The following is a 502-nucleotide window of genomic DNA, read 5'->3' on the forward strand; positions in this document are numbered from 1 at the left end:
CCGGCCTCGAGCTTCGCGAGCCCGTGCGGGATCACGTAGCCCGCGAACGCGCTGATGCCGAGGCCCGCGCTCGCCGCCGCGCGCAGCACCGCGATGCTCGTGCTCGCCACCGCGATCCGGTACGGCCGGCCGATCGCATCGAGCGTCTCGAGCACGCGCTGGCGCGACACGCTCGGCTGCGGATGCAGCGCGAGCGGCAGCACGGGCTCGCGCCCGGTGAGCGGCGAAGCGGGGCCCGCGCACCAGTAGAGCGGCTCGGTGCGGATCACGCGGCCGCGCCGGCTGCCCGCGATCCGCTTGGCGAAGACGAGATCGTGCCGCCCGGCGTCGAGCGCGTCGAACAGATCGCCGGACAAGCCGGTCGCGATCTCGAGCTCGACTTCCGGGTTGCGCTGCACGAAGCTCGCGAGCGCGGCCGTCAGGTGCGTGAGCGCGAAATCCTCCGACAAGCCGAGCCGGACCTTGCCCGACAGCGGCGGCCCGCAGACCGACGCGACCGCCT

1 protein-coding gene is annotated in these 502 nt (G+C 74.3%); it reads right to left on the reverse strand.

Translation table 11 applies throughout. The annotated features are described in order from the left end of the window. The coding region (locus J5M58_RS26345) for a LysR substrate-binding domain-containing protein (protein WP_207880283.1) at positions 1-502 on the reverse strand (502 nt) is incomplete at both ends.

It is taken from the genome of Pseudomonas sp. 32_A, assembly GCF_017490905.1.
Taxonomy (GTDB): domain Bacteria; phylum Pseudomonadota; class Gammaproteobacteria; order Pseudomonadales; family Pseudomonadaceae; genus Aquipseudomonas; species Aquipseudomonas inefficax.